Origin of the sequence: Solwaraspora sp. WMMB335, from assembly GCF_049179075.1 — a bacterium.
GTDB lineage: Bacteria > Actinomycetota > Actinomycetes > Mycobacteriales > Micromonosporaceae > Micromonospora_E.
The window spans coordinates 1,820,299-1,843,548 of record NZ_JBMHMF010000001.1; the positions used below are offsets into that span (position 1 = coordinate 1,820,299).

Consider the following 23,250-nt stretch of genomic DNA (forward strand, 5'->3'; position numbering starts at 1 on the left):
GGACGCTGCGGTTCTTCTTCCGATCCGAGAATGGAGCTGATCGACGTGCGTCCCGCGACCACCAGCGCGTTTGATCTTCCCGACCGGCTGTACGCCAAGGCCGACCCGAAACTGATCGCCGACGACGAGCGGCATTTCGCGGCCGTCGCGGAATGCCTCGACCGATTGTCCACCGACCTGTCCGGTCGGCTCGACGCCGCACGCAAGGCACCCGCCGGCAAGGGGCGGCGGGCGCTGGACCGCGACCAGGAGGTCCGGCGGCTCACCGCACGGGTGCGCACGCTGCGTCGCTTCGGGCTCGACCTGTGCCTCGGCCGGATGGTTTACCCCGACCAAGCCCATCCTGTCTATATCGGACGGCACGGCCTGACCGACGACGCCGGCCGGCGGCTGCTGCTCGACTGGCGCTCCCCCGCCGCCGAGCCGTTCTTCGCGGCCACCCACGCCAACCCGATGGGCCTGGTCAGCCGCCGCCGCTACCGCTGGACGCTGGGCCGGATCAGCGACTACTGGGACGAGGTCTTCACCCCGGAGGGCCTCGACGGGCACGCGGCGCTCGACGACCAGTCCGCCTTCATCGCCAGCCTGGGCGGGCACCGGTCGGCCCGGATGCGTGACGTGCTCGCCACCATCGCCGCCGATCAGGACGCCATCATCCGCGCCGGCTCCCGGGGCGCTCTCGTGGTCGACGGTGGCCCCGGCACCGGCAAGACCGTCGTCGCCCTGCACCGCACCGCCTACCTGCGCTACCACGACCCCCGCCTCGGCCAGCGTCGCGGCGGCGTGCTGTTCGTCGGCCCGCACCAGCCATACCTGGCGTACGTGGCCGACGTGCTGCCCAACCTCGGCGAGGACGACGTGCAGACCTGCACCTTGTCCGACCTGGTCGCCGAAGGCGCGATCGCGGCGGCCGAACCCGACCCCGAGGTGGCCCGGCTGAAATCCTCGGCGGACCTGGTGGCGGCGATCGACACGGCCGTACGGTTCTACGAGGAGCCGCCGGACACCGCGACGACGGTGGCCACCGGCTGGACCGAGCTGACCATCTCCTCCGACGACTGGGCCGACGCGTTCGCCGCACCCGGGCCGGGCACCCCGCACAACGAGGCCCGCGACCAGATCATGGAGGAGTTGCTGACCATCCTGGTCGGCCGCTACGACGGCGACGGACCGGCCGACCAGGTGCGCGCCGCGCTGGCCCGCGACCAGGCGCTGCGTACCGCGGTCGACCGGGCCTGGCCACCGCTCGACCCGGCTGACATCGTCGCCGACCTCTGGTCGGTCCCCGCCTACCTGCGCCGGTGCGCACCGTGGCTGAGCCCGGCCGAGGTCCGTACGCTGCAGCGCGCCGACGCGCGGGCCTGGACGCTCGCCGACCTGCCGCTGCTGGACGCGGCCCGGCTGCGCCTCGGCGACGCGCAGGCGTCCACCCGCGAGCGGCGGCACCGGGCGGCGGTCGCCGTCGAACGCGCCCACCGGGCCCGGGTGATCGACGACCTGCTCGAAGCGCACAGCTACGACGACGGCGAAGGCGTCCTGGCGATGCTGTACCACCAGGATCTGCAGGAGACCCTGATCGACCGGAGCGCACCGGAGGACACCGACCCGGACGCGCTGGCCGGCCCGTTCGCGCACATCGTGGTGGACGAGGCCCAGGAGCTGACCGACGCGCAGTGGCAGATGCTGCTGCGCCGCTGTCCGTCGCGCAGCTTCACCATCGTCGGTGACCGCGCCCAGGCCCGGCACGGCTTCACCGAGTCGTGGCCCGACCGGCTGCGACGGGTCGGACTGGACCGGGTCAGTGTCGCCACGTTGACCGTCAACTACCGGACCCCGGCCGAGATCATGGCGTACGCCGAACCGGTGATCCGCGCCGTGCTGCCGGACGCCAACGTACCGACCTCGATCCGGCACGGCGGCGTCCCGGTCGCTCATCGACCCATCGCCGACCTCGGGCGGCTCCTGGAAACCTGGCTGGCCGACCACGCCGACGGCACGGCCTGCGTCATCGGCGTGGTACCGGTCGAGGCCGACGCCCTGCCGGCGACGCCAAGGGTCCGGTCGCTGACCCCGGAGCTGGCCAAGGGGCTCGAATTCGACCTGGTGGTCGTGGTCGACCCGGCGTCGTTCGGCGACGGCGTCACCGGCGCGGTCGACCGGTACGTGGCGATGACCCGCGCCACCGGTCAGCTGGTCGTGCTCACCGACCCTGAGCAGCGGTAGATTGCCGGTCGATGGCTACCTGTGACGACGTCCGCCGGGACCTCGCCGCCCTCGCCGCCCTCGCCGACCCGGGCCGGGCGGAGCAGGTGGGCAGGTTCCTGCAGATGCACCCCGGCGGGTACGGCGAGGGCGACCGGGCGCTCGGCGTACCCGTGCCGGACCAGCGTCGGGTGGCCGGCCGGTACTGGCGTGACCTGTCGCTGGCCGAGACGACGCGGCTGCTGACCGGCGAGGTGCACGAGGAGCGGCTGACCGCGATCTTCATCCTGGTGCGCAGGTTCACCAAGGGCGACGAGCGGGAGCGGGCCGCCATCTTCGACACCGTGCTGGCCCACACCGACCGGATCGACAACTGGGACCTGGTGGACTCGTGCGCCCCGTACATCGTCGGCCCGTGGCTGCTGGACCGAGACCGCGCCGTGCTGGACCGGCTGGCCGCCTCGGAGCTGGTCTGGGACCGACGGATCGCGATCATGGCGACGTTCGCCTTCATCCGGGCCGGTGACTTCGACTGGACGTTGCGGCTGGCCGAGCGGCTGCTGCGCGACCCGCACGATCTGATCCACAAGGCGGTCGGCTGGATGCTGCGCGAGGTCGGCAACCGCGACCGCGCGGTGGCCGAGGAGTTCCTGACCCGGCACCAACGGGACATGCCGAGGGTGATGCTGCGGTACGCCATCGAGAAGTTCGAGCCGCAGCGCCGCGTGGCGTACCTCGCCGGCACGGCCTGACCGGTCGTGTCCGCTTCCCCGGTGGCGGGTGCCCGCCCGACCCCGTGGTCCGGGCGGGCACCCCTGCGTTGTAGCGACGACGTCACTCGCAGAAGACCTTCACCTTGACGTCGGGCTGGTCGACGTCGACGGTGAGGTCGTCGAGCTGCTCGACCAGCTCCTCGATGTGCTGCGGCTTGAGCTGGGTCAGGTCGATCGGCACACCCGACTTGGCCAGCTCCGCGTTGACGTGGGTCAGCGCCTGTGGCGGGATCAGGCTGGTGAGCCGGACCCCGGCGCGCAGCAGCTGCAACGGGACCCGGACGTTGACCCGGCCCGGCTCGTCGCCGCTGGGTCCGTCGGCGAAATCCGCCATTACCCGCAGATATTTCGGCCGGACCTTCGGGCCGGATGCGCCCCCCGGCGTCGCCTCAGGCTGCCCTCTGTCGAGGGCGTCGATCAGCCGCTCGGCCTCCTCCGCGGTGATCTTGCCTTCGGCCAGCATCTCCAGGATCTGGCGGCGCTGCTCGTTCATCGTTGCTCCCCTTCGTCGGACTTACCTGATGCTTACCTGCAGGGCCGTCCAGCTCTGCTCGATCTCGATCCGGGTGCCGGGCAGCGCGCACAGCAGTCGCCCGGCGCCGCGCAGCGCGCCGACCGGACTGACCCGGTAGATGACACAGGCGACCAGCCCGCCCAGCACCGCGAGCAGCAGCACCGGCGACAGCACCAGCAGCACCGGCAGGACCGGCACGTACAGCCGTCGCCAGTGGCCGTCGCGACGGCGATGGCGCACCGTCACCAGCTGGGGGATCATCGGTCCCGCTCCAGCTCGGCCAGCGCTTCGGCGACGTCGATCTCGCCGCGCCGCAGCCGGTTGACGACGTCGGCGCTGGTGGCTGTGGACCTCGGATCGGGGTCGAGGTCGGGATCGGCGACGTCGAGGTGCTCAGCGAAGTCGAGCTGCCCGGCGATCCGGTTCAGCCGGGACTTGACCGTCGGGTAACTCACCCCGAAGATCCGCTCCATCTCCTTGATCGAGCCGTGCGAGCGGACGAACGCGGCGACGAACACCTGATCATCGACGCTGAGCTGGGCGAGCTGCGGCGGCTCGAACTGGCCCTCGACCGCGACGTCGTTGCCGACGAGGCGGACCCGCTCGACGACGAACGGCTGCCCGCGCGTCAGATCCGTCAACTCCTGCCAGTCCACCCTCGGCTCCCCCAACTCTCGACGCTGCAGCTACCACTCATCATTGCTGCACTTATCTCAGTCGTCAAGCTGGAGAGTTTGAGTTTTTCAAGGTTGATCTTGATTTTCCTAATCCGGTCTGCCGTGGTCCGCTGCTCGCGCGGATCAGGGATCCAACGGCTGCGCCAGCTCAGCGCTCGTCCCACATGCGCCGTCCGACGCGCCCGGCCGGCGTGAGACGTCAAAGTCGAGGCGGCACATCGAGGTGACACTGACGCACGTCAAGACGCGAAGATGACGTGCGTCAGCATCACCTCGGTGTCGCGCACCGTTCATCGGGGAGTGGTTTCGGTGTCGGTGGGTGGGCTGAGCGGCTGCGGTTGGCGCCACATCGGCCAGAGTGGCGGCCCGCTGTCGGGTAGCGCGAGTGGGTGTCGGGTGGTGGGTCGGTAGCCGTGGCGTAGGTAGAGGTCGCGGGCGGCCGGGCTGGTGGCGACGAGATAGCTGGGGAGTCTGGCAATGTCGCAGACCCGGAGCCGGTGGTGCAGCAGCGCGCTGCCGATGCCGACGCGCTGCCGGTGCGGTGCCACCGCCAGGTACGCCAGGTAGGTGTGTGGTTGGCGCGGGGCGTGGGTGTGCAGCAGGCCGGCGAGCTGGAGGAACCGGTCGGCGTGGCGGCCGGTGAGGCGTCGCAGCCGGGCCGCCTGCCGGTCGGTGGTGCTGTGTGCCACCGGGTACGGCAGCCACAGCGCCGCCCCGGCCAGGTCGACGGTCGTGTGCACGGTGCCGGCGGTCATCGCCTGGGCCAGCAGGCCGGGGCTCAGTCGCTGGTAGACGTCGCGCCGCCGTGCCCGGTCTCGGATCAGCCACCGGGCGTCCGGGGTGTCGACGAACGCGTCGACGAGCACCCGGGCCAGGCGCGGCACGTCGTCGACCCCGGCCCGCCGTATCCGCACGGTGCCGGCCGGGCCGGCCGCGGCGGCGGTCACCGCCGGTTCCGTCGGCTCGGTCGGCCCGGCTGGCTGTGCCGGCGGCGTCCGGCTGCGGCGGCGAGCGGCCGCAACAGCTCGTCGACCCCCGGTGGTACGGGTGTGAGCAGGTGCCGCAGTTGCCGTCGGGCGGTGAGCGTGTCCGCACCGAGGATGTGGCCGCCGAGTCCGGTCGCCAGGCACAGTCGGGCCAACGCGCTGTCCCGTGAGGTGAGGCGGGTGTGGCGGCGTACTCGCATCGACAGCCGCGCCCACGGCCAGGCGGCGACGTTCGTGTCCACCGCCGGGTAGACAGTGTCCCGACCTAGCCAGTGGCGGACGGTGCGGGGCCGGACCAGCCCGGCGGCGGTGAGCCGGTCGGCGACGGTGCGGTGTGCGTGTCCGGCGAGCCGGTCGACCCAGGCGGGCGGCGGCTGCGGCGGGTCGGTGTCGATCCAGCGCTGCACCGTGCGGCCCCCACGGGTCGACGGCGCCGGGCGCGGCAGTGCCGGTGACGACGGTGCCGGACGCGGCGACCGTGACCGCGCCGACGAAGGCCAGGTCGGCGAGCATCGCGGCGGCCAGTCCACGCCGGATGGTACGGGCGGCCACGCGCGGCTCGCCGGTGACGTCGCCGTGCGCCACCAGGAACAACTCGTCCGCCAACCATTGCGACGACGCTAACGGCGTCGCCGGTGCGGCCAGCGCCGCCTTCGTCGGTGCCGGCGTGGTGGTGATCGACCAGTCACGGGCGCAGGTGCGGTAGACGGTCACCGGCCGGCCCGCCTCGTCCAGGCCAAGAACCGGGTGAACATCTCCCCCGGTGTCGGCTCCGCCGGTAGGTCGGCGATCGCCTCGACCATGCGCTCGGCCGCGTACATGCTGCGGGAGATCGGGTCCAGGTTCGCGGTCAACTCGGCCCGCGCATACCCGCACGGCCAGTCGACCATCGGGCCGCACCCGGAGCAGTACCAGATCGGCCGTACGGGCAGGTGCAGTACGTCGTCGCGGCCGGTCACCGGTGCTGCGCCCCGGCCTGGTTGCGCCACCGCCGCCCGCCCGGACTCGACTGCGGCGGAGACGGTGGCGTGGTGCCCCAGGTCCGCTCGATCGGCGCGGAGCAGTCCCGGCAGGTCAACGTCTGCCCGCACACCGGACACCACCGGTGCCGACACCGACACAACACAAACCCATTCACCAGGCCGACCAGCCCAGCCAGCACACCGACCGCTGTTGTGAGGAGGAGGCACAAAAGTTCTCCAATCTCCGTACGGGTTTGGGCTTGCCGCCGCCAGCGACGGGGGGCACCGGCGGCGGCGAGCAGTTCGTGGCGCTGGGCGATCGCCGATCGAACCGTGAATACAGTGGACTTCGCGGTTGCCCCGGCAGAAGCGTGAAGCGAGGGGAACTAATACGCGTTCCCGGGAAGAAAATTTGGAGGAAGGATTCCCACCCGGGCCATCAGCCTCGGTCAGGTCAAAGTGCGCTCGGCTGGTCGTGACGAATCGGATCAGTGCATCTACGCTGGGCCTGTGAGCCGACCGTCCGGACGGGGGTACGCCGATGAACGAGTTGTTCCGCGCCGCGAGGGAACGGCAAGGGCTGTCACGCCGGGAGCTTGCCGATGCCGTCAACGTTGTTCGCCACGGCGATCCCGAGCGGGCCGCTCGGGCGGCTTTCGACGCCAACCATGTGGGAAAGATCGAGACCGGCAGAGTGCGTTACCCGGACAACGAGCTGAGGCGTGCATTGCGGAGCGTGCTCAAGGTCAACAGTGACGAGGAGCTGGGCTTTCGGCCGCACCGCCGATCGCGGAACGGCGGTAGTACATCAGCAGGGGGATCGCGTGGCCCGGCCGAGTCCTCCACTCCCATCAGTCAGCTGGCAGCTGAGCTGCGACGGCGACAGATGTTCACCCCCGCCGAACCGGCGGGTAGCGCCGGAGTGAATCTTGTGCAGTTGCGGAACGCTGTCGGTGAGGCGCACCTGGCCTACCAACGGGCGGAGTATGCCAACCTGGTGAGACTGCTGCCGGACCTCGTCCACCGAGCAGACGGTGCTGCCCGGCATGATGCGGAGCAGCATCGCGCGCTCGGTATCCTCGGGGCAGCTCATCTGGCGGTGTCGAAGCTGGCCCTCAAGCTTGGTGATCCCGGCCTCGCCTGGGTAGCGGCAGATCGGGCACTACGCAGTGCGGAGCAGGCCGGTGCCGACAATCTCGCAGCAGCTGCCGTCTATTCGGTGGCGTGCGCTCTGCTTGCCTCCCCTGGGCATGTCGCGGACGCAGCAGACGCAGCAACCGAGGGACTCACCCGGATATCTGAGCAGTCCAGTCCTGCCGCCTTGTCGGTCAGCGGATCATTGACGTTGCTACTGGCACTCGTCGCCGCACGGCGCGGCAGAGCGAAGATCGCGCTCGGTCACCTCGGCGACGCAGCGGTCCTGGCCGACCGGCTGGGGAAGGACCGCAACTACTTCTGGACCGGGTTCGGCCCGACGAACGTGCTGATCCACCGGGTTACCACCGCCGTCAACGTTCGCCAGTTCAGCACTGCGGTCGAGCTCGGAGAACGCACCGACACGTCGACCCTGCCGCCATCGCTGGTCAGCCGGCGGGCTCAGGTCCACCTGGACCTGGCTGCGGCGTTCACCACGCAGCCGGGCGGCGACCCGTCAGCTCTGCTTCACCTTCTGGCGGCCGAACGCACCGCACCTCAGATCTTCCAGGTGCACGATCAGACCCGCACGCTGGTCACCACCATGCTGGCCAGGGAACGTCGCGCCGCCACCCCCGGTCTGCGCGCCTTGGCGGTGCGCGCCAGGATCGATGCCAACTGATCATGGCTGGCACCGGAAAACCGACGCTGTACCTGATCTCCTCCGCTGCTCCGCCGATTCGCAACGTCGACGAGTGCGTCGCCCTGTTGCAAGCCGATGGATGGTCGGTATGCCTGATCGTCACGCCTACTGCGGCGACCTGGATCGACACGGACAAGCTCGCATCCCAGACAGGGTTTCCGGTCGCGTCACGACTTCGCGCCCCTGACGAGCCGGGAACGCTGCCGCGCGCCGACGCCGTCGTGGTGGCACCGGCGTCGTTCAACACGATCAACAAGTGGGCCGGCGGAATCAGCGACAACTTGGCACTGGGCGTGCTCAACGAGACTCTCGGTGCCGGGCTGCCGATGATCGTCTCGCCGTACGCCAAGCCGGCGCTCACCGAGCATCCTGCCTACCAGACCTCCGTCCAGACCTTATCGAGCCTCGGCGTGCACTTCACCGAGGCCGAGGCCCTCAAGTCTGAGCATGAGGGCAGGCAGTTCCGCTGGGATGTCATTACTGAAGCGCTTCGTACGACCAGGCACTCCCATGGATAGAAACGTCCCGTGGCGAACAAGGCCGGACAAGCAGCGCCTTCGTGAGCAGGTGTGGGCTGCGGTGAAGCGCCACGATGCGGTCGAGCCGGGAGTCGCAGGGCACCATCCTCCGGCAACCTGGTTGCGCTTCGACCCTAGACCTGGCCTCCAGCCGACCGACTGAGGCGTTTGCCGCTGGGAGCCGCTAGTGTGTGCCATCCCACACAGTTAGCCTGTAGACCGAATTGAGGACGTTTGATGAATAAGGTGCAGATCTCACTGTTGGTGACCTGCCCCAACCTGGACGTCGACGGCGTGGCGGACCTGACTACTGAGTTGCGCCGAGAAATCATTGAGGCTGATGTCGACAGCGTCGAACCGCCGACCGCAGGCAAGGCTCCAGGTGGGGCAAAGTCCGATACACTGGTCGCCATCGGCGCACTCGTCGTCGCGCTAGCCCCCACCGTGGTGGATAGCTTGATGAGCGCCATCGCCTCGTGGCTAAGCCGCCAACCGAACGACGTAGTGATCGAGGTAGACGGACACCGATTCGAAGGAAGAGTGTCCAAGACACAGCGGGATGAGCTCGTGGCGGCGTACCTACGGCGCTTAGAGATCAAATCGTGACAGCAACACCACGACGACGCAGAGCACTATTGGTCGGCTGTGGCACTTTTGGCGACCCCTCGTTGACGCAGCTCAGATCCCCGCGTTGCGATGTCGAGGAACTAAGTCGAGTATTGCAAAATTCCGGGTACGAGCAACACGTAGCAGCAGAAATTGATTGCACCACCCGGGAAGCACAGCGCGCCGTGGAGGCTTTTCTATTGCAGGCGCGCATTGACGACGCGATGAACCTGATCTATTTTTCTTCACACGGGCTACCCGATCGGCAGGGCAAGCTTTACTTCGCTTTCTCCGACACCGAGAAGGAGTATTTAAGCTCGACTGCTGTAGCCGCAGAATGGGTACGCGATCGGATCTACGAGAGCCGTTCGAGGTCCACGGTTGTGCTGGTCGACTGTTGCTTCAGCGGTGGCTTCATTTCGGGTATGCAGGCGCGGTCCGGAGCCGAGGCGGACATCGACGTACTCGTTCGAGGTCTACCAGAAGGCAGTGGCGTCGCAGTGCTGACCGCTTCCGGCGAGCGGGAGATCAGCTTCGAGGACATCGGCTCAGCGATGGTGCGACCGTCCTACTTCACCGAGGCGGTGGTCGCCGGCATCGAGACCGGCTCTGCGGATCTGAATCGCGACGGCCGAATCACCGTCGATGAGTTGTACGAGTACGTCTACCACCATGTGGCGAGTGGACCGTCGCCGCAACGTCCACGCAAGCTTGGAATGGGCGAGGGATCATTGGTCATAGCCGAAGCAGCGGTGCTCCCAGCGCCCGTCAAACAGGAAGAAGTGGCTAGCGAGGCCCTCGCTCCGGTCGTGCGAGCGCGCGGCGTTCTCGGCTATGCGGCGTTCGATGGTCAGTGGATTGTTATCGGGAAGGACGGCTTTGGACATGTCCTCAAAGGCGAACGGCGGTTGCACGTCAGTCAACTCGCCGGAGTGGCGTTCAAGCCCGCAACAAGCATGCATTACGGGTATCTGCAGGTAATCCAGAAGGGAGTTCAGCCGATGTCGATCGTCCGGTTCGGGCCGAGCGCCGGACGGCCTCCGATGGAAGACGGAGCATCAGTCTCATTCGCCAGGGCTGTGAACAATCAGATGCAGCAGATCCGTGACGGGATCGAGGCGGCCATCGGCAGTCCTGTGAGGGGCGTACGCGCATCACCGGATAAGAAGACAGCTTGGGCGACGTTCGGCCGTGCTCTACTCTGGGCGCTCGGGCTCTTGGCGGTGTTTCTTGAGATGGTCGTGGTAGCCGTGACAGTCACAGACAGCTGGGATGACCACAGTGCTGGAACGTCTATTATGACGAACCTACTCACTGGCCTCGCTGTCTTTGCAATCGGCCGAGTCCTCTACGTAAATCACCGTCGATAACCGGAAGGTTGCAGCCCGTCGGGGATCGCGCTCAGAACTCGATGGCCGTTTGCCGGGTGAGGTCAGAAGGATACTGGGCGGACTTTAAGAATCGACTATGGACCAGCCGCATCCATCAACCAAAACAGCTGTCCGACACGCCTGAACCGCACAGAATCGAGATACCTACCTAACCCGCCCGAGTGAACCTCCTCCACATGGCCCACCGGCATGGTGACGCTATCGACGGAAATCTATTAATATGATCTCACGCGCACCGAAAGCGAGATCCGGATGTACTTCAGCGACTACTTCGGGATTGAGAACCCGGATCAACACGATTGGTTTGATCCTACATTAGAGCGCGACACTCTACTCTTCGTCGATCCATTCCTCCTCTTTAGCGACACTGAGGAAAAGTGGCGCACGTCGCATGATCGCCTCATTGGGCACTTTCAGAATGCGTTTGAATTACTCGCCCAGACCGGGATGAATAGACAGCATCAGTACTACAAACGGGTGCTTATCCTCATGGAGTCCAAGGAGCCGAAGGAGTTCCGGCTCGGGTTTGCGACCAAAAAGGGAGTCGATGGCAGTGGCTCCGGAAAGTGGCTTGCCTCACAGGTAGTAGAGGCGATGGGGGAAGCCATCAAGCGCGGCCTGAGCGAGATCGAGCACTTTGAAGAGCTGGGCATACTCGTAGAAGGTATCGACAAAGATCGAATTTCAGATCTAACGTGCAATCTTTTGAAGCCCGAGTTCATTGAGTACACGCAACACATCTGCCACAGTCTCGGCATCGAGATGCACGAAGTAGAGGTGTCACACAGCAAGTTCGACGAGGGGCGCCGGCGGTGGACGTCATCGACACATTTACTACCGACAGACCAGAAGAACAAAGCAATCATTTTGGTCCCGAAGCGCTTTCTCCGCGAACTGCCCACCTTGAATGGCTGGGACTGGGTCGATGAGGATTCCATTCGCGATGACCTGAATATCGATATTGCACGGAACATCAAAAAGTCAGATATTGTCGCACTTGCCAGGCAAATCCTCAGGCACTACGCGCTTGGATCAGAAGCAAGGCATCTTCCACAGTCCCCGATCCGTACGACGTTCTGCGTGACCCAAAGTTGCTCGTCAAATGGCGACGAGCCGCCACCCAGGCTTTGGCCGCCGAGCCGTTCACCGGCTTCCCACCAGTCCGTACCGAGGACGACCTCATTGAGTTCGTTCGGTTCGGAGTCGAGAAGTTCCGTCATTGGGCGGAAGAAAAAGGTGGATGGCGAGTCTTTTGGCAAGACCCAACCTATGTAAATGCTATTCCGGAGCCTTCAATGCAGCTTCTTTTTCTCGCCGTCATTGATAGCTATTGCGAGATGGCTGGCATACAGGTAGACCGAGAGGTCGAGACCGGAAGGGGTCCGGTCGACTTTACCTTTAGCGGCGACCGACGCATGCGGGTGATCGTGGAGATGAAGAGGTTGACTAGCGGCAGATTCTGGCATGGTCTTCAGACTCAAACGCCCATTTATATGAACAGCCAGCGGGTACGGCGCGCCATCTACCTTGCTGTAAGAGACTCAGACACACCACTCATGAGAAAACGCTGGCGCTCCATGGCGGATGAAGCATCCTTAGTAAGCGACAAAAATTCGGTTCAAGTGCTTGTTGAAGGTGTAGACATACTTCCCAAGGATTCCGCAAGCAATGCCAAGTCGTAGTCAGGGGTGTCAAGCGCTGCGTGAGCCGCGCAGGTAGATGAGAACGGCGGAGAACCGGGCGGTCCGAATGCTGGTCGAGCGGAAGCTTCGCGAAGATGTTGCCGATGTGCTTGCGTACCGCTGCCTCGCTGACGAACAGTTTGCCGGCGATCGCGCGGTTGGTGTGGCCTTCGGCCATGAGCGCGAGCGCTTCGCGTCCGCGTTCGGTGAGGCTGCTGCTCGGCATCGGCGTCACCTTCCTGCTACTCACGGCCGCTGCGGCGACAGCCGGCATCCGTACGCGGAAGCCACCGCACCTTGCCGGCGACCCGGCCTGACCGACCGCAGCTGCAAGATCAGTTGATGTAAATGCGGGCGACACGCCGATGAACGCCCGCATTCACATCAACTGATCTTGGTGACCGGGCAGTGGCACGGGCGATCAGGTCGGCGGGCGATCAGGTCGGTTCGGCTGACAGGGAAGTGCGCCGTTGGGACGACATGACAAGCGAGTAGACCTCTTCCCGGAGTTCGCCGAAGGTCGCCGTCTGTTTGGTCGCGATCTGGTCCCGGGGCCGGTCGAGTGGGACCGGCAGGTCGGCGACGACGGTGGACGGGCCCTGCGACAGGACGATCACCCGGTCGGACAGGTACACGGCCTCGTCGATGTCGTGGGTCACGAACAGCACCGTCGTCCCCGTCTCCGCCCAGATGGTGAGCAGCAGGTCCTCCAGGCTCGCCCGGGTCTGGGCGTCCACCGAGGCGAACGGCTCGTCCATGATCAGCATCTCCGGCCGTACGGCGAGCCCACGCGCGATCGCCACCCGCTGTTGCATGCCGCCGGTGAGCTGCCACGGATACAGGCCGGCGGCGTGGGCCAGACCGACCATCTCCAGCAACTGCCGCACCCGGTCGCGGATCTCGGCGCGCGGCAGCCGCCGGTCCCGCAGCGGCAGGACGACGTTCTTCTCGACCGTCAGCCAGGGGAACAGCGCCCGACTGTAGTCCTGGAAGACGACCGCGACGCCGTCGCGGGGGCCGGACATGGTCTCTCTCCCTCTCGCCCCGGAAGACGACCTCCCCGGTGGAGATGGGCAGGAGCCCGGCGGTGCACATCATGAGGGTCGTCTTGCCGCAGCCGGACGGGCCGACGACCGAGACGAACTGGCCGGCGTGCACGGCGAACTCGATGCTGCGTACGGCAAGCACATCTCCCTTGCGCGAGGGTAGGACTTGCCGACCTTGCGGACGTCGAGCACGGGCGTCGCGCCGCCCGAGGCCTGCTGGTGGTGCGGGATCGTCACCGGTTCCATCCGGTCCTGTTGGGCCTGGTGTGGTCGACCGACCGGTCAGTGGCGTTCGAGGACACGTACGTGGCGTCCACCCGGCCGTTGAGCACCGCCGGGATCTGCTCGGCGAACGGCAGTGCCACGAAGCTGACGCTGTCTGGCTCGACCCCGTTGGCTTTCAGCCAGTTCGAGGTGACGAACTGGTTGATCTCGTTGACGGCGATCTTCTTGCCGACGAGATCGGCGGGAGAGTCGATCGGCGATTCGTTGCCGACGAAGACGCCCTGCGCGGGCTCGGCCGGCGGCAGCGCGTTGACGTTCGCACCGGAGACCATCTGGATCGGGAAACTCATCACCGGGGAGCCACGGAGCGGACGGCAGCCGCAAGATCAGATGACGTAAATACGGAAGTCCATCGGCGTGTCGTCCGTATTCACGTCAACTGATCTTGGCGACCGGCAGGGGCACGCCCCGATCCCGGTGCCGGTGGGGCTGCCACCGGCACCGGGGCACCGGTCAGACCGGCAGGGGCGTGGCGGTGCCTGGGGTCAGCCAGTGCAGGCTGCGGCGTACGGGATCCGGGGCAGCGGTGAACGCGGCCTCGACCGCCGCACGGCCCTCGGTGAAGTGGCCCCAGCCTTCGTAGTGCACCGGCACCACCGTCTGCGCCTTGACCAGGGTGCACAGCTCGACACCGTCGGCCGCTGTCATCGTGTACCGCAGCGGCCCGGTCAGCCCGAACCGCACCGCGCCCAGATGCAGCACCATCGTGCCGACAGAGAACCGCTGCGCCACCTGCCGTACCCCCGGATAGAGGACCGTGTCCCCCGTGATCCACAACGCGCCGTACCGCTGACCAGGCCAGCGCAGCACGAACCCGGTCACCTGACCCACGACCGGGCGGCTCAGCGGCGGCCCGTGCCGACACGGGGTCGCGGTCACCTCGATCGTCGGGCGGCCCGGCGTGGTCAACTCGGTGCCACCCCACGGCGCGAGACCGACCACCGCCCCGGAGCCGACCGCCGACCCGAGACCGGAAGCGGCCGCCCCGAGTCGGCGGCTGCCGGACACTGTGGTGACGATCCGGTCTGCCGACGGCAGCAGCGCCCGGCCAGCCTCGTCGAGGTTGTCGGCGTGCTGGTCGTGGGTCAACAGGATCACGTCGATGTGGCCCAGCGTGTCCGCCGGCACCGCCGGGCCGGCCAGTTTGCGCGACGCCGTACCCCAGCCGAACCGGTAGGTCCGGCCGGGGTCGTCGAATGTCGGATCGGTGAGGATCCGCCAGCCGGCCACCTCGATCAGCGTGGTGGGACCGCCGATGTGGGTGATCCGAACATCGCTCACCGGGCGTGCCGCAGCGCCCAGTCGAGGACCTCGTCGGCGATGCTCTCCCACCCCTTCTGGGCCGGCAGCAGATGGGCGTAACCCTCGTACTCCAGCCGTTCGGTGATCGTGTTCGACTTGTAGTGCTTGGCGTTGGACGCCTGGATCGCCGGCGGCATGATGTGGTCCTCACTGCCGGAGACGAACAGCAGCGGCGCCCGGTTGTCGTTGTGGTAGTCGACCCAGGTGTCCTGGTGACCGGGCTGGAAGTTCGCCAACACGCTGCCCCAGAGGATGCCGCCGCTGGCCGGAATGGCGTACCGCTGCCAGAGTGCCCGGCCCTCCTCCTCGGTGAACGTGTTGGTGAAGGCGTACTGCCACTGCTCGAAGCTCAACGGCACCGCCTTGTGCCGGTTCGCCGGGCTCTTCAGCACCGGGAACGTCGACTTCACCTGCGACAGCGGCACCACGCGCACACCTTCGGTCGGTGCCGAATTCATCGCCACCCCCACCGCGCCGAAGCCGTGGTCGAGCAGGATCTGGGTGAACGCGCCGCCGGCCGAGTGGCCGATGATGATCGGCGGGTTCTCCAGCTCGCCGATGATCGCCTCGTAGTGGGCGATGATCTGCGGCACCGTGGACTGCACGATCGGGGTCGGGTCGGCGTTGAGCGCCTCCACCTCCACCTCGTACCCGGGGTAGGCGGGTGCCAGGACCCGGAAGCCTTTGGCCTCGTAGTGACTGATCCAGTGTTCCCAGCTGCGCGGGGTGACCCAGAATCCGTGGATCAGCACGATGGTGTCGGGTGCCATGTCAGGCGTCCTCTCCGGTCAGGAAATCGAGGTCAGGAAGTCGAGCAGGTCTCGGCCGAGCTGCTCGGGATGGGTGTCGGTGATGCCGTGCGGCGCACCGGGGTAAACGAGCAGCCGGGCGTTCTTGACCCGCGCCGCCGATGCCTGCCCGCCGACCGCGAACGGGACGACCTGGTCGTCGTCGCCGTGGATGACCAGCGTGGGTACGTCGATCGCGTCCAGATCGGGGCGGAAGTCGGTGGCTGAGCGGCGATGCACTCGTACGCGTTGCGGTGCCCGGAGGCCATGCTCTGCAGCCAGAACGCGTCCCGGATGCCCTGCGACACGGCCGCGCCGGGCCGGTTGTTGCCGAAAAACGGCCCGTCGGCCAGGTCCCGGTAGGTCTGGGACCGGTCCGCCAGCGACCCCGCCCGGATGCCGTCGAACACCTCGATCGGTACGCCGTCCGGGTTGTCCGGCGTACGCAGCATCAACGGCGGCACCGCCGAGACGAGGACCACCTGGGCGACCCGGCCGGTGCCGTGCCGGCCCACGTACCGGGCCACCTCACCGCCGCCGGTGGAGAAGCCGACCAGGGTGACGTCCCGCAGGGCCAGGGTGTCGATCAGGGTGGCCAGGTCGTCGGCGTAGGTGTCCATCTCGTTGCCGTCCCACGTCTGGGTCGACCTGCCGTGACCGCGCCGGTCGTGGGCGATCACCCGGAACCCGTTCGCCGCCAGGAACAGCGCCTGGATCTGCCAGCTGTCGGAGTTCAGCGGCCAGCCGTGACTGAGCACCACCGGGCGGCCCGTGCCGGGTCCCCAGTCCTTGTAGAAGATCTCGGCACCGTCGACGGTGGTCACGTACGGCATCAGGACACTCCCCGGATCGCGGCGAGGTTGACGGTGGTGGTCGGGCCGTGCGGGCCACCGGCCACCGCCGCGGAGCCGCTCACCCCGAGCAGGACGGCGACCGCCAGGGCCAGGCGCGGCAGCCGCCGCCGGTGCAGGGATCTGAACATCGGAACTCCTCACGGCACCGGCCGCGTTCGGGCCGGCGATGCGAGCAATGTCGCACCGTGGCGGCTGCCGGAGTTTTCTGACGACGCACACCACTTTCGCCACGTTGCACACTTGGGCTGTCAGCCGGGACGGTCGTCACCGCACGCGGTCACCGGCACGCGTCGATCCGCTGTGGATGGCAGTGGATGTCTGTGACGTCCTCGCTACGAGCTCGGTCCGGGCACCGTGCAGCCGCTGCTCGATGATCGACTGTTCGAGGCTCTGCCCCATCGTCTCGTACAGCTTGTACAGGGCGCGCAGCGAAATGGCGTTGGCCGCCGCGATCCGGGCCGGGGTCAGGTCGGGGTCGCGCAGGTTGCTGCGGACGTACGCCTGGACCCGGGCCTGCATCGACGACTGCATCGTGTCCCTGAGCCGCCGGCCGTCACCGGCCGCCGAGACCACCAGCGCCCGCATCAGCTCGGCGGAGGCCGCCCCGAGTTCGGCCGCGCCAGGGCCGCCGGCCAACTGCTCGGCCTGCGCGGTCACCCGGGCGACGTGGTCGCGGACCAGGTCGTAGAGCGGGCTGCGGCGCAGTTCCCGGGCGGCGGCGTGGATCATGTCCCGGGGTACGCCGAGCACGTCGACGTCGACATGCAGGGCGTACGAGGCACCACCGCCCTTCCAGCCGTAGACGTACGGCAGGGACAGGTCGACCAGGATCAGGTCGCTGGGCCCGTACAGCCGTTCCTCGCGGGCCCAGCTCAGGTGGTTGTCGGTGCGCACCGGCAGGGCCAGCACGATCGACGTCTCGGTGCTGGACCGGGATATCGCCGGGGTGCGGCGCAGCGTGGTGCCCGACGCGTCGATGTTGAAGACCTTCGCGGTGGCGAAGTCGGAGACCGTCATCTTCGCGTGGATTGCGGACGAGTCCTCGAACGTCGCCATGCTGGCGGAACAGTTCGCGCTGACCGTGGCCTGGAACGCCTCGGCGCGGTCGGCGGCCGGCAGTGACCGCGTGTCGAGAACGAGCATGGCACTCCTCATCCGAGCTCCGACAGCGGAAACGTAGCGCCGGAGCCAGGTAGCGCTGAGGGGCCCTGCGTGCACCGGTGTTGCCCACAGTGCACGATCAGGGCGGGGCCGTCTCCTCGGCGGAGCGGCGCCACTCCCCTGGCGAGATGCCGTAGCGTGCCTTGAACCTGCGGGCGAAGTGGGTCGGGTCCCGGAACCCCCAGCGGTGGGCGATCACCGCGACCGGCCGGTGCCGGTTCTCCGGGCGGCGCAGGTCGTGCCACGCGTTCTGCAGCCGTTCGCTGATGATCCACTGTTCGAGGCTGATGTCGGCCTGCGCGCACACCTTGTACAGGTGCCGTAGCGAGACGTTGTGCTCGGCGGCGATGCGCCGGGCGGTGAGGTCCGGGTCGGCCAGGTGCTGCCGGACGTACGTGCGGACGCGGGTGAGCAGCGTCTCGGCGAGCACCTGGCTGGTCAGCCGGTCGGCGTGGGCAGCCGAGGCGAGCAGCGCCCGGGCCAGTTCGATGCTGGCCGTGGTGACCGACGCCGCCGCCGGATCCGCCGTTATCCGTGCCGGATCCCGGACGAGGTTCGCGATGTGGTCGGTGACCATGTCGTACAGCGGGCTGGCCCGCAGCCGGTGGATGGCCCGCCGGATGATGTCGATCGGCAGGCCGAGCTGGTCACTCGGGATCTGGATGCAGCCGGCCGCGCCGTCACCGGACCACGAATAGTCGTACGGGCCGGACAGGTCGACGGCGAGCAACTCGCCCGGCGGCACGATCTGCAGATGCCGGTGCTGCTCAAGGTGGCCGTGGGCCTGCCGCTGGACGGACAGCGCGACGACCGGCATCGCGTCCTGCCTGGCCTGTTTGGCGGTACGCAGCAGCCGAATCCCGGAGGATCGGCTGATGAAGATGTTGGCGCCGCCCAGGTCCCACAGCTCCATCCGGCAGTGGATGTCTCCGTCGGGGTCCTCGTGGATGACGTGGCACGGTGCCGAGGCGTACATCATCGCCAGGTAGACGGCTTCGATGCGGTCCGGGGGCGAAACATCCGTGGTGTCGAGAACGTACGGCATCGAAGTCCGCTTCTACTGTCTGCGTGCCTGCCCCGAATATAGGCCGACGGGCGAGTAGGATGAAAGTATGACCGTCAAGCTGAGTATCAGCGTCCCAGACGAGGTGGCCGCCTATCTTCAGCAGCAGGGCAACGTGTCCGCCGCCGTGACCGAGGCCGTCCGCCGGGTGCTGCCCGAGGCCCGACGTGCCCGTCAGCGCGCGGCCGCCCAGGCGTACGGCGAGTACCTACGGCAACGGACCGCCCCGCAGGTCGCCGACGAGCGGAGCCTGATCGAGGCCAGCAACGACGTCGCACTCCGCGACTCGCAGTGGTGAAACGCGGACAGATCTGGACACTTCTGCGCGGCGGCAGCCAGCATCGCGTACTGGTCATCAGCAACGACGAGTACAACGCCGTCGAGGAGCTGGCGGTCTGGGCACTCGTCGTCGTGCGCGACGTGCCACACCCCAACCACCTGGCGGTACGCCTGGACGACGGTGACCCCCTCAGTGGCGCGTTCGTCCGGATCCACAGTGTCGTACAGATCCTCGACCGCAGCGCGTTGCGCGACAACCACGGGTTCGTGTCGCACGCCACGATGCTCGCCGTGGAGGATGCGGTCCGGGAGTTCCTGGAGCTGCCCTGACGTGGCAGAGATCGAGCAGTCAGCGATGCGGGGCGCGGCGGCCCGCGACAACGCCGCCTGGTGCAGTGCCCGCCGGACACCGCCGTACTGCCCCGACGCGGTCACGCTACGCCCCGACGCGACACCCGCCGACATCCTCGCCCGGATCGACACCACGTCGCCGGGGTGCTCGGTCAAGGACAGCTTCGCCTCGCTCGACCTCGGCCCGCACGGCTTCGTCGAGCTGTTCACCGCCGAATGGATCCACCGGCCGGCGGGACTCCCCGCACCGGCAGCGCAAGCTCTGACGGTCCTGACGGTCCGGCAGGTCGCCACCGCCGCCGAGCTGTACGAGTGGCAGGCCGCCTGGCACGGCGAGGACACACCGGTCGACGTTTTCCGACCGGCGCTCCTGCGCGAGCCGTCGGTACGGATCCTCACGGTGCACGCCGACGGCGACACCGTTGTCGGCGGTGTCGTCCTGACCTGCGACAGCGATGTCGTCGGCCTGTCCAACGTGTTCGCCACCGACAGCCGCCACCGGTTCGGTGTCTGGGCAGCCGCCATCGACGAGGCAGCCGCCCACTTCCCAGGGCTGCCCATGGTCGGCTACGAGCAGGGCGACGACCTCGCCCTCGCCCGCGCACACGGCTTCGTCCCGATCGGCGCCCTGCGGGTCTGGCTGCACCAGTCGCGACCACCGTCGCACGGCGATCAGCCATGATCACTTGACGAAAAACCGGCCGACACGCCGATGTGGTCCCAGCAGAGCGTTAAATGATCTTGTTTGTGCCTTGCGTCGGGTGATTGCCAGACTGGTCCCGTGCCGGTCCCCCTCTGGCGAAACCGTGACTTCCTCCTGCTGTGGAGTGGCCAGGTCGTATCGACGCTCGGCACCCGGATCAGCGGCCTCGCGTACCCGCTGCTGGTGCTGGCCGTCACCGGCTCACCGGCGCAGGCCGGCCTGGTGGCAGCCGCGCAGGCCACCCCGTTCCTGATCTGGTTCCTGCCGGCGGGCGCCCTGGTCGACCGGTGGCCCCGCAAACGGATCATGCTCGTCGCCGACGCCGGCCGGGCGGTGGCCCTGGCATCGGTCGCAGTGGCCGTCGCGCTCGGACGGATCACGATCGGTCACCTCATGATCGTGGCCTTCGTCGAAGGGACGCTGTACGTCTTCTTCCTGCTCGCCGAGACCGCCGCCCTGCCGCACGTGGTGCCGAAACCCCAACTGCCGGCGGCGATCGCCCAGAACCAGGCCCGCGACCAGGGTGCCGACCTGGCCGGCCAGCCGCTGGGCGGCTTCCTGTTCGGGCTGGGCCACGCGGTGCCGTTCGCCGCCGACGCGGTGTCGTACCTGATCGGCCTCGCCCTGGTCGCCCCGATCCGGCGGACCCTGGAGGAGAAGCGGACAGCGCAGCGTCGCCACCTGCTGGCGGAAATCGCCGAGGGCGTCCGCTGGCTGTGGCGCCAGCACCTCCTGCGTGCCCTCGTGGCGATCGCGTCGGCCGGCAACCTGGCCTTCAGCGCCCTCAGCCTGGCCGTCATCGTGCGCGCCACCGACCTCGGCGCGTCCTCGACCGGCGTCGGTGTCCTCCTCGGACTCTTCGGTGTGGGTGCGATCGCCGGTGCCCTGGTGGCCCCGCCGGTACAACGCCTCGTCTCCCCGAACGTGATCATGATCGGCGCGCTGTGGTGGTGGGTCGCGCAAATGGCGGCGTTGGCCCTGGTCCCGACCGTGTTCGCGCTGGGGGCGGTCTACACGGTCGGCGCGCTGATGGGCCCGATCTTCAACACCACCAACGCCGCCTACCGCTACGCCCTGACCCCCGACCGTCTCCAGGGCCGGGTCAACGGCGCCTCCCGGATGATCGGCTGGGGTGCCCGCCCCGTCGGCGCCCTCCTCGGCGGCATCGCGCTGGAGACCCTGGGGGCGGTGCCGACCTTCGCCGCCCTGGCGACGTGGCTGGCCATCGTCGCGGCGGCATCGACGTCGAGCCGGCAGATCAGGCGGGCCCCGAGGCCGGAGAGCCTCACCGAACGACCCTGAGGGCGTCGCCAGGTGGATCATCCCTTGCCCGAGCGTCGGGTCGGGGCGGAACGGCACAATCCGCAGTGGAGCGGGCTACCAGTACTGCTGACGTTTCCCGTCGGTGTCGGCGACGAAGATGACCGCGTCGGCTCCGTCCAGGTCGGCCGGGTTGACCGGAATGTGACCGGGCACGATCGGTCCACCGGTGCCGATGGCCGCGGGCAGCGCGGCGCGCAGGGCCGGTGCCGGAAACAACGTCCGCCGGCTCGTCGCCTCGGCCAGTACGCGTTGAAGCGTGTCCGGTTCGCTGTCCGGGCTCGCGTCGGTCGCCACGAACACATACCGCTCACCGAGGGTGAGCCCGACGAGGGCACCCGCGCTCGCCCAGCTCGCTTCGCCGTCGTCGCCGCCGATGGACATGTGGGATCGCGTCCGCTGCAGGTGCACGTTGTGCGCGAAGACCAGACTCGGGCCGCGCCGCTGCTCGTCGGCCAGGATCGCGAGGAGATTCTCGGCCATCATGTCCGCGCGCAGGCTGAGCATGGTCGCGATCCGGTCGGGTGCGGGGCTGGCCATGGCCGCGTGGTAGCGCAGCAGACCCAGGGCCGTGCGCGCGTACGCGAGGGCCTGGTCGTAGCCGGTCGGATCGTCGGCACGGCGGCCGATGGCCCGCACCGTTGCGGCAGTGGACATGAGAACACCTCTTTACGGACGGCGACACCTTTGACCGTATCGTTGAAGAATCGAGTGAAACTCTGCGTGACTCCTGCCTCGGCACCGGTGGGTCAAAGCCTCGATCGAAGATGTCAGTACGACCCATCGATCTCGCCCGGGAACACGGGTTGTCCGCACAGGCGGTCCGGAACTCCGACGCCGGTGGTGTCCTCCCGCCGACCGACCGCAGCCCGACCGGCTACCGGCGCTACACCCCGCTGCCCGCGCAGGCGCTGCGCGGGGCGGGCGGGGCGGACGCGTTGACCGTTTTCCTCGATTCCTGGCAGGACAGGCTGACCACCCGCAGCCGCAATCTCCTTGCCGGCACGGCTCAGCTCGACACCTATCCAGCGGTCCTGTCGACGAAATGTTCGTCCGGATCCGCCGGGCCTTGACCGTGCGCAGTTCGAGTTGCGGGACGCGCCGGGCGTTCGGCACGCTGGCCGAATGCCCGCTCACGATACCGACGAATCGCCCCATCACTGTGGCTGGTCCTGGGATCCGTCGCTGTATGCCGGAAGCGCCGCTCACTACGTCGCCGGCCGGATGGCCTACCCGTCGGAGCTCGCCACCGTCCTGATCACGGAGCTCGGCCTTGCTGGCACGAGCACGTTGCTCGACGTCGGCTGCGGGCCCGGATCGCTGACTCTCCTCCTCGCGCCGAGCTTCGCGCGGGTGATCGGCGTCGACGCCGACCAGGAGATGGTCGACCAAGCCACCAGACAGGCGGCCGCACATCACGTGGACAACGCGTCCTGGCGGTGTATGCGTGCCGAGGACCTACCGGCCGACCTGCCATCTGTCGACGTCATCACATTCGCGCAGTCGTTCCACTGGATGGACCGACCACGGGTCGCCGCTGCGGCACGCCGTCTCCTGGCGCTCGGCGGCGCGCTGGTACATGTGAGCGCGACGACCCACCGAGGCATCGCCAGCGGCGAACAGGACCCGCCTTGGGACGCCATCACCGACCTGGTCGAAACGTACCTGGGTCCGAAGCGGGCCGTCCCGGGCGACTCACCTGGCAACGAGGACGAGATCTATCGGGCAGCCGGGTTCGACGGTCCCCGCGATGTCGAGTTACCCAGCCGGATCGTGCACCGGTCGGCAGACGACATTGTCGCCTCGGTCTATTCCCTGTCGAGCTCCACGCCGCGCCTGTTCGGCGACCGGTTGCCCGCCTTCGACCGAGAGCTCCGCACGCTCTTGCGGGACGCTGGCGGCGAGTTCGTCGAACTGACCCGTCCGATCGTCCTGCATGTCTGGCGATGA

Annotated in this window: 26 protein-coding genes and 5 pseudogenes; 13 read left to right on the forward strand and 18 right to left on the reverse strand. The window is 68.0% G+C overall.

All coding sequences use genetic code 11. The features are described 5' to 3' along the window. Window positions 1-30: 30 nt before the first annotated feature. Window positions 31-2,223 (forward strand): RNA polymerase recycling motor ATPase HelR, encoded by a 2,193-nt coding sequence (helR, locus tag ACN27F_RS07510; protein WP_421431901.1) that lies wholly within the window; start codon window positions 31-33, stop codon window positions 2,221-2,223. 11 nt (window positions 2,224-2,234) lie between these two features. Further along, window positions 2,235-2,954, forward strand: a complete 720-nt coding sequence (locus ACN27F_RS07515) for a DNA alkylation repair protein (protein ID WP_421431903.1) — start codon at window positions 2,235-2,237, stop codon at window positions 2,952-2,954. Between the two features lie 82 nt (window positions 2,955-3,036). Here the strand turns inward: ACN27F_RS07515 and ACN27F_RS07520 are convergent, their stop codons facing one another. The 7 genes and pseudogenes from ACN27F_RS07520 to ACN27F_RS07550 all read right to left on the reverse strand — a co-directional run bounded on the left by ACN27F_RS07520 (window position 3,037) and on the right by ACN27F_RS07550 (window position 6,243). Next, complete coding sequence (locus ACN27F_RS07520) at window positions 3,037-3,468, reverse strand: SHOCT-like domain-containing protein (protein ID WP_421431905.1); 432 nt, start codon at window positions 3,466-3,468, stop codon at window positions 3,037-3,039. A gap of 21 nt (window positions 3,469-3,489) precedes the next feature. After that, window positions 3,490-3,750 (reverse strand): hypothetical protein, encoded by a 261-nt coding sequence (locus ACN27F_RS07525; protein ID WP_421431907.1) that lies wholly within the window; start codon window positions 3,748-3,750, stop codon window positions 3,490-3,492. Beyond that, a complete protein-coding gene (locus tag ACN27F_RS07530) occupies window positions 3,747-4,145 on the reverse strand; it encodes a DUF2089 domain-containing protein (RefSeq protein ID WP_421431908.1) in 399 nt (132 codons plus the stop codon). The genes ACN27F_RS07525 and ACN27F_RS07530 overlap by 4 nt, the downstream gene beginning before the upstream one ends. A gap of 311 nt (window positions 4,146-4,456) precedes the next feature. Continuing rightward, entirely contained in the window at window positions 4,457-5,113 is a 657-nt protein-coding gene (locus tag ACN27F_RS07535) for a GNAT family N-acetyltransferase (protein ID WP_421440035.1), read from the reverse strand. Beyond that, complete coding sequence (locus ACN27F_RS07540) at window positions 5,110-5,559, reverse strand: GPP34 family phosphoprotein (RefSeq protein ID WP_421440037.1); 450 nt, start codon at window positions 5,557-5,559, stop codon at window positions 5,110-5,112. Before ACN27F_RS07540 ends, ACN27F_RS07535 begins: the two co-directional genes overlap by 4 nt. Window positions 5,560-5,587: 28 nt before the next feature. Beyond that, window positions 5,588-5,866 (reverse strand): annotated as a pseudogene (locus tag ACN27F_RS07545) (GPP34 family phosphoprotein); the annotation flags it as partial. Further along, a complete protein-coding gene (locus ACN27F_RS07550; RefSeq protein WP_421431910.1) occupies window positions 5,863-6,243 on the reverse strand; it encodes a hypothetical protein in 381 nt (126 codons plus the stop codon). The gene ACN27F_RS07550 and the pseudogene ACN27F_RS07545, both read right to left, overlap by 4 nt. A 412-nt stretch (window positions 6,244-6,655) precedes the next feature. Between ACN27F_RS07550 and ACN27F_RS07555 the strand changes: the two genes are divergently transcribed. The 5 genes from ACN27F_RS07555 to ACN27F_RS07575 all read left to right on the forward strand — a co-directional run bounded on the left by ACN27F_RS07555 (window position 6,656) and on the right by ACN27F_RS07575 (window position 11,741). Next, a complete protein-coding gene (locus ACN27F_RS07555) occupies window positions 6,656-7,930 on the forward strand; it encodes a helix-turn-helix domain-containing protein (protein ID WP_421431912.1) in 1,275 nt (424 codons plus the stop codon). Window positions 7,931-7,932: 2 nt separating this feature from the next. Further along, the gene (locus ACN27F_RS07560; protein ID WP_421431914.1) at window positions 7,933-8,469 is read left to right on the forward strand and encodes a flavoprotein; all 537 of its coding nucleotides are present in this window, start codon (window positions 7,933-7,935) and stop codon (window positions 8,467-8,469) included. Between the two features lie 237 nt (window positions 8,470-8,706). After that, window positions 8,707-9,075, forward strand: coding sequence for a hypothetical protein (locus ACN27F_RS07565; RefSeq protein ID WP_421431916.1), 369 nt, complete (start codon window positions 8,707-8,709; stop codon window positions 9,073-9,075). Continuing rightward, window positions 9,072-10,445, forward strand: a complete 1,374-nt coding sequence (locus tag ACN27F_RS07570) for a caspase, EACC1-associated type (RefSeq protein WP_421431917.1) — start codon at window positions 9,072-9,074, stop codon at window positions 10,443-10,445. Before ACN27F_RS07565 ends, ACN27F_RS07570 begins: the two co-directional genes overlap by 4 nt. A gap of 273 nt (window positions 10,446-10,718) precedes the next feature. Continuing rightward, window positions 10,719-11,741 (forward strand): hypothetical protein, encoded by a 1,023-nt coding sequence (locus ACN27F_RS07575; protein WP_421431919.1) that lies wholly within the window; start codon window positions 10,719-10,721, stop codon window positions 11,739-11,741. 17 nt (window positions 11,742-11,758) lie between these two features. Here ACN27F_RS07575 and ACN27F_RS07580 read toward each other — a convergent pair whose 3' ends face one another. From ACN27F_RS07580 to ACN27F_RS07625, 10 genes and pseudogenes are all read right to left on the reverse strand, one after another. Next, window positions 11,759-11,947: a hypothetical protein gene (locus ACN27F_RS07580; RefSeq protein ID WP_421431921.1), complete on the reverse strand. Its 189-nt coding sequence runs from the start codon at window positions 11,945-11,947 to the stop codon at window positions 11,759-11,761. Between the two features lie 210 nt (window positions 11,948-12,157). Then, a pseudogene (locus ACN27F_RS07585) lies at window positions 12,158-12,353 on the reverse strand (LuxR C-terminal-related transcriptional regulator); the annotation flags it as partial. 232 nt (window positions 12,354-12,585) lie between these two features. Beyond that, window positions 12,586-13,336 (reverse strand): annotated as a pseudogene (locus ACN27F_RS07590) (ABC transporter ATP-binding protein). Between the two features lie 91 nt (window positions 13,337-13,427). Next, entirely contained in the window at window positions 13,428-13,769 is a 342-nt protein-coding gene (locus ACN27F_RS07595) for an ABC transporter substrate-binding protein (protein ID WP_421431923.1), read from the reverse strand. A gap of 163 nt (window positions 13,770-13,932) precedes the next feature. After that, a complete protein-coding gene (locus ACN27F_RS07600; RefSeq protein WP_421431924.1) occupies window positions 13,933-14,760 on the reverse strand; it encodes an MBL fold metallo-hydrolase in 828 nt (275 codons plus the stop codon). After that, complete coding sequence (locus tag ACN27F_RS07605; RefSeq protein WP_421431926.1) at window positions 14,757-15,551, reverse strand: alpha/beta hydrolase; 795 nt, start codon at window positions 15,549-15,551, stop codon at window positions 14,757-14,759. The genes ACN27F_RS07600 and ACN27F_RS07605 overlap by 4 nt, the downstream gene beginning before the upstream one ends. A gap of 18 nt (window positions 15,552-15,569) precedes the next feature. Continuing rightward, window positions 15,570-16,402 (reverse strand): annotated as a pseudogene (locus ACN27F_RS07610) (alpha/beta fold hydrolase). Further along, window positions 16,402-16,551 (reverse strand): hypothetical protein, encoded by a 150-nt coding sequence (locus tag ACN27F_RS07615; RefSeq protein ID WP_421431927.1) that lies wholly within the window; start codon window positions 16,549-16,551, stop codon window positions 16,402-16,404. Before ACN27F_RS07615 ends, ACN27F_RS07610 begins: the two are co-directional and overlap by 1 nt. Before the next feature lie 136 nt (window positions 16,552-16,687). Next, complete coding sequence (locus ACN27F_RS07620; RefSeq protein ID WP_421431928.1) at window positions 16,688-17,566, reverse strand: hypothetical protein; 879 nt, start codon at window positions 17,564-17,566, stop codon at window positions 16,688-16,690. A 97-nt stretch (window positions 17,567-17,663) separates the two neighbouring features. Then, window positions 17,664-18,629, reverse strand: a complete 966-nt coding sequence (locus tag ACN27F_RS07625) for a helix-turn-helix domain-containing protein (RefSeq protein WP_421431930.1) — start codon at window positions 18,627-18,629, stop codon at window positions 17,664-17,666. Between the two features lie 67 nt (window positions 18,630-18,696). Between ACN27F_RS07625 and ACN27F_RS07630 the strand changes: the two genes are divergently transcribed. From ACN27F_RS07630 to ACN27F_RS07645, 4 genes are all read left to right on the forward strand, one after another. Further along, window positions 18,697-18,945 (forward strand): hypothetical protein, encoded by a 249-nt coding sequence (locus ACN27F_RS07630; RefSeq protein WP_421431931.1) that lies wholly within the window; start codon window positions 18,697-18,699, stop codon window positions 18,943-18,945. Next, the gene (locus ACN27F_RS07635) at window positions 18,942-19,256 is read left to right on the forward strand and encodes a type II toxin-antitoxin system PemK/MazF family toxin (protein WP_421431932.1); all 315 of its coding nucleotides are present in this window, start codon (window positions 18,942-18,944) and stop codon (window positions 19,254-19,256) included. Before ACN27F_RS07630 ends, ACN27F_RS07635 begins: the two co-directional genes overlap by 4 nt. 1 nt (window position 19,257) lies before the next feature. Further along, entirely contained in the window at window positions 19,258-19,959 is a 702-nt protein-coding gene (locus tag ACN27F_RS07640; protein WP_421431933.1) for a hypothetical protein, read from the forward strand. Between the two features lie 99 nt (window positions 19,960-20,058). Continuing rightward, entirely contained in the window at window positions 20,059-21,282 is a 1,224-nt protein-coding gene (locus ACN27F_RS07645; RefSeq protein ID WP_421431934.1) for an MFS transporter, read from the forward strand. Window positions 21,283-21,357: 75 nt separating this feature from the next. On the opposite strand, the gene ACN27F_RS07650 is transcribed toward ACN27F_RS07645, so the two are convergent. Continuing rightward, a complete protein-coding gene (locus ACN27F_RS07650; protein ID WP_421431936.1) occupies window positions 21,358-21,957 on the reverse strand; it encodes an erythromycin esterase family protein in 600 nt (199 codons plus the stop codon). A gap of 110 nt (window positions 21,958-22,067) precedes the next feature. Between ACN27F_RS07650 and ACN27F_RS07655 the strand changes: the two are divergent. Together ACN27F_RS07655 and ACN27F_RS07660 are read left to right on the forward strand one after the other, a co-directional pair. Next, window positions 22,068-22,214, forward strand: a pseudogene (locus ACN27F_RS07655) (MerR family DNA-binding transcriptional regulator); the annotation flags it as partial. A 211-nt stretch (window positions 22,215-22,425) separates the two neighbouring features. Further along, the gene (locus ACN27F_RS07660; protein WP_421431938.1) at window positions 22,426-23,250 is read left to right on the forward strand and encodes a class I SAM-dependent methyltransferase; all 825 of its coding nucleotides are present in this window, start codon (window positions 22,426-22,428) and stop codon (window positions 23,248-23,250) included.